General features: G+C 64.1%; 4 protein-coding genes. 1 reads left to right on the forward strand and 3 read right to left on the reverse strand.

The genetic code is table 11. The features are described from left to right. From ABWQ00_RS15495 to ABWQ00_RS15505, 3 genes are all read right to left on the reverse strand, one after another. Positions 1-1,746: hypothetical protein (locus tag ABWQ00_RS15495; RefSeq protein WP_353239556.1), on the reverse strand; the 1,746-nt coding region annotated here is incomplete at its 3' end. After that, the gene (locus tag ABWQ00_RS15500; RefSeq protein ID WP_353239557.1) at positions 1,667-2,929 is read right to left on the reverse strand and encodes a beta-barrel domain-containing protein; all 1,263 of its coding nucleotides are present in this window, start codon (positions 2,927-2,929) and stop codon (positions 1,667-1,669) included. The genes ABWQ00_RS15500 and ABWQ00_RS15495, both read right to left, overlap by 80 nt. Continuing rightward, positions 2,926-4,452 carry an ATP-binding cassette domain-containing protein gene (locus ABWQ00_RS15505; RefSeq protein ID WP_353239558.1) on the reverse strand — a complete coding sequence of 509 codons (1,527 nt, stop codon included), beginning with the start codon at positions 4,450-4,452 and terminating at the stop codon, positions 2,926-2,928. The genes ABWQ00_RS15500 and ABWQ00_RS15505 overlap by 4 nt, the downstream gene beginning before the upstream one ends. 109 nt (positions 4,453-4,561) lie before the next feature. Here ABWQ00_RS15505 and ABWQ00_RS15510 point away from each other — a divergent pair, with 109 nt between their 5' ends. After that, entirely contained in the window at positions 4,562-4,747 is a 186-nt protein-coding gene (locus tag ABWQ00_RS15510) for a hypothetical protein (RefSeq protein ID WP_353239559.1), read from the forward strand. Positions 4,748-4,760 lie beyond the last annotated feature (13 nt).

The following is a 4,760-nucleotide window of genomic DNA, read 5'->3' on the forward strand; positions in this document are numbered from 1 at the left end:
GAGCTGCGGGCTGGACAGCTCGGCCACTTCGGCGGCGTTGAGTTTGTTGATGACACCGACCGGCACGCTGTCGATGGCCGCGGCGCCGAGCTGGGCAACCTGCGCGGGCGAGAGGTTGGCAAAGCCGCCGGCGGTGGCGATGGCCGCCGCCTGGGCGTCGCTCAGGGCGGCGAGCTGCGGGCTGGACAGCTCGGCCACTTCGGCGGCGTTGAGTTTGTTGATGACATCGGCCCGCACGCTGTCGATGGCCGCGGCGCCGAGCTGGGCGACCTGCGCGGGCGAGAGCTTGGCAAAGCCGCCGGCGGCGGCGATGGCCGTCGCCTGGGCGTCGCTCAGGGCGGCGAGCTGCGGTTTGGACAGCGTTGCCACTTGAGCGGCGCTGAGGTTGGCTGCCACGGCGGGCGTGAGGGCGGCCACTTTGACGGCGCCGAGCGTGTCTCCCAGGGCTTCGGCGGCGGCGGCGGCCGTGGGGACCAGCATGGCAGTAAAGGCGACCGGGGTGAGGTTGGCGTTGGTGGCGCCAGAGATGAGGGCGGATTCGGTGGCGGCGTCCAGGGTGGCGCTGCTGCCGCTGACGATGATGCCGTTGGCCACGCTGTTGATGGCGAGCACCATGTTGCCGGCGTTGCTCTTGTCGATGCCGGACATGGCGGCCAGGAAGACGCCGAGCTTGTTGGCGTTGGCGATGTTGTCGGTGCCGTCGGCATCGACGGTGGCCACCACGGCGGTGCCGGTGAGCGAGCCGGACAGGCCGATGGCGGCGGCAACCGCGGTGTTGGCGGCCTGGATGGTGGCGATTTTCTCGGCCGTGGTGGCGCCCTCAATGGCGCCGCTGCCGTCGTTTGCGTTCAGGCCGGCTCTCACGGCGGCCACAGTGGTGGCGGGGCTGATGTTCAGGGTGACCGTACTGCCCATGGCAGCCACGACGTCCACGGCCATGAGCGTGGCGTTGAGGTCCTTGGGGCCGGTGGCTTCGTCGTGGAAGTCGTTGCCGTCGTTGGCGTCGATGACCTTGGCGACGATGCCGCCGCTGTAGGTGCCGATGTTGACGCTGAAGCGGCCGTCGGGCCCGACGGCTGCCGAGCCGAGTTCCTTGCCCGCCAGGTCGTAGACCTTGACGCTCAGGCCGTTGCCGACGATGACGGGGCCGGCCGTGATGCTGCCCGTGACCACGGTGGGCTCGGGCGCGGCTGCAAGAGGGCCTTTGCTGCCGCCGCCGCCGGCAACCGCTGCAATACCGCCCAAACCAAGGGCTGCCAGTCCAAAGGCCGGAACAAAAGCCGGTGCAACCGACGAGGCGGCGCCACCGGCCGAACCGGCGGCTTCGACCGCACCCGATTCCTTGCCAGAGACGGCGGCTGCATCTTGTGGCACGGATGCCTGCGCCAGCAGCAGCGGCGCTTCGCCTGCTGGCACATGCTCGGCTTGGGGCAGGTTGTTGTCGGCTTGTTCGGCTTGCTTGTCTTTTTCCTCTTCTTCCTCTTCTTCGTCGCGTTTGGCCCGCTTCGCCTTTGCGTCGGGCAGGCTTGGCTCAACGCGCGCCAGGGGTTTGAGCTTGGCCACCAACAGATCGGCCTCGACCTTGTGGTCCTGCAGCGCGGGGGTGCTTTCGTCGGTAGGCTGAGTGACTTGGTCAGAAATCGTGCTTTCCTTTGCGTTGGAGGGGTTAGAAAACGGTTGCGACATGTTCGATTGAGAAGTGGATTGAGAAGTCGGTTGAGAAAGTGGGTTTTGGTTTGAGGACATGGCTCAGCGCTCTACGAGTGATTGCGAAAAGGTTTTGATGACCGGCTTTAGCAGGTAGTTGAAGACGGTATTCTGCCCGGTTTTTGACCTCGATGGTGGCGGTCATGCCGGGTTGCAACAGAATGGCTTCGTCGGGGCGGCGGGCAAAGCGCGGCTCTTTGGTGACCACTTGCACGCGGTAGTAGGGTTGCTCGCCGTGCCGGAGGTCTTCGCTCAGGGTGTCGGCGCTAATGTAGGTGAGTTCGCCGTCGAGCCCACCGTAGATGGTGAAGTCGTAGGCATCGATCTTGACCGACACGAACTGGCCGGGCGGCAGGTAGGCCACATCGGCCGGGGTGACTCGGGCTTCGACCACGAGCACGTCTTCCACCGGAACGATGTGCATGAGTTCGTCGCCTGGGCGCAGCACCCCCCCCAGGGTGGTGACCCGCACGTTGGTGACGGTGCCGCTGCTGGGCGCGTGCAGCAGGGTGTTGGCCAGCAGGTCGCGCCGCTGGATGAGGGTCTCGCGGGCGCTGGCGAGTTCTTCCTGAGCGGTGGTGAGCTCGGCATGCAGTTCTTGCTGGTACTTGTTGCGCCGGTTGCTCAACTGGCCGTCGAGTTCGGCAACCTGGCGCTGCAGGCGCAACACGTCGGCCATGCTCAAGTCTCCAGACTGCAGCAGGGGTTCGGCCATTTCGAGTTCGCGCTGGGCGATGCTGCGCAGGCGCTCAAGCACGAGAATTTCTTCGGCAAAGGCATCGCGTCGCGTTTGCAGCAGGCTGGCCTGATTGCGTTTGAATTCGGCGAACCCTTGCGTTTCGGCGCCAAATGTGGGGCTGCCCCCATCGATTTCTGCACGCAGTCGCGCCACTTGGGTGGACAGTGCGGCAACACGGGCCTGGCTTTCGCGGTAGCCCGCCTCGGCTTTTGTCCTGTCGAGTTGTGCAATGAGCTGGCCGCGTTCGACCTGGTCGCCTTCGCGAACCAGCAATGCCTGGAGCACACCGCCGTCGGCGGCCTGGATGATCTGTGACCGCGAACTGGGAATGATCTGTCCGCTGCCTCGGGTGATCTGGTCAATTTCGGCGCGGTAGGCCCAAACCAGAAAGAGAATGAGCGCGACAAGTCCGCCCCAGATGCCGAGCCTGAAGCGCGGCATGGCGTCGGTATAGGCCGTGCTTTTGTGAGCGAGGCTTTTCATGAGGCACCTGCCTGGGTCGTGGGTGCCACCGGGCGCACGTTGAGCGGCCGCACTTGAGCCGCATGGTTGACGGCCTGGCGCAACCCGGCAAGGACTTCATCACGCTGGCCGTCGGCCACGATGCGGCCGTGCTCGATGACAACGACACGGGTGAAGTGCCGAAGCAGCGTTGGCTTGTGCGTGACCACGATGAGGGTGGTGTCGTCCGGACGGCGGGCAAATACGTTGGCCGCAATGTGGTCTTCGAGCGGCCCATCCATGGAAGCGGTGGGCTCGTCGAGCAACAGGATGCGGGGGCGCTGGATGAGCAGCCGGGTCAGGCCAACGAGCTGGCGTTGGCCACCCGAGAGCCCTTTGCCGCCTTCACTGATCTCGATGCCCAGCCCCTGCGGGTGCGAGGCAATCACGCGGTCAAGCCCGGTTTGCCTGGCCGCTTCGAGGATTTGCGCATCGGTGGGCGATGGCAGGCCCAGCGCGAGGTTGTCGCGCAGAGTGCCCTGAAAGAGTCGCACATCCTGAGTGAGGTAGCCGACATGTTCGCGCACGAATTCCGGGGCGAGGTGGGCGATGTCGACATCATCGAGAAACACCCGCCCGTCGGCCGGCCGATACAGCCCGGACAAGGCCTTGATGAAGGTGCTTTTGCCAGAGCCAACGGCCCCGATGACCGCCACCCTTTCGCCGGGGCCCACCTGAAAACGCGGCACGTCTAGCGCGAGGGTTTGCGGGGCGTAGCTCACACGCACCGCTTCCATGCGCAGATGGCCTGAGCTCTGGTCGGGCACGACACGGCGCTCGCCCGGAGAGGTGTCGCCCTCGAGCGCCATGATGCCGTCAAGACCCTTGAGGGCAAAGCGGGCATGCTGCCACTGCACGATGAGTCCGGAGATTTGTGCAATGGGGGTCAGCGCCCGACCGCTGATGATGGTGCAGGCGATGAGTCCGCCCATGGTGAGATAGCCGGCGCCGATGGCGTAGGCGCCCACAGCCACCAACGCGATGTAGCATGCCTGCTGTAACGACTGGGTGAGCCCTTGCGAAAGGCTGGAAATGTCTTTCATTTGCACTTCGTCATGCGAGAGCACCCGGGTGAGCTGACGCCAGCGCTCCAGCATCTTCCACTCGGCGCCGCTCGCCTTGACCGACTCGATGCCGTCAATGGCTTCGATCAGCAGACCGTTTTTGCGGTTGCCTTCTTCCATGTGGGCCTCGGCAATGCGTGCGAGCCGCCCTTTGAATGCGAAGCCGGCAAGCATGGCAAGCGGAAGAAACAGGGCCGGCACGATGGCCACCGGCCCGGCGATGAGTGCGATGACGACGATGAACATGAGCGCAAAGGGCAGATCGGCGAGCAGGAACAGGGTCGAGGCGGTCATGAAGTTGCGCACCATCGCGAAGTGCCGGATCTGCGATGCAAAAGTGCCGACCGTGCGCGGGCGTTTGTCCATGCGGATGGCCAGCGCGTGGCCAAAGAAGACGCTGGAGAGTTCTTCGTCGATGGCCTTGCAGGCGCGTTCGACCATGTTCCTGTTCGCCGTCGAGACAGACGAAACGGGGCGCGATGTTGAAAAGCAGCTCGCGCAGAAGATCGGTTGATGGCCAAATCAAACCAGCATTTAACGGAAAGACACGATGAACGAATACGCCACATTCGAGAAAATCAATCTAGTCAAAGAAGCTAACCTCAATGAGAAATGGGTTCAGGACCGGATAGCTGAAAACCCATCCATCCTGGGTCTTGGCGATCTAATCCTCAAGGATAAAGAGCGTATACACCTACGGTCGACGGAACGACCGGTCTCATCACCAACCTTATGAGCGGGCGAGACAA

Origin of the sequence: Limnohabitans sp., from assembly GCF_040400975.1 — a bacterium.
Classification (GTDB): Bacteria; Pseudomonadota; Gammaproteobacteria; order Burkholderiales; family Burkholderiaceae_C; genus Limnohabitans_A.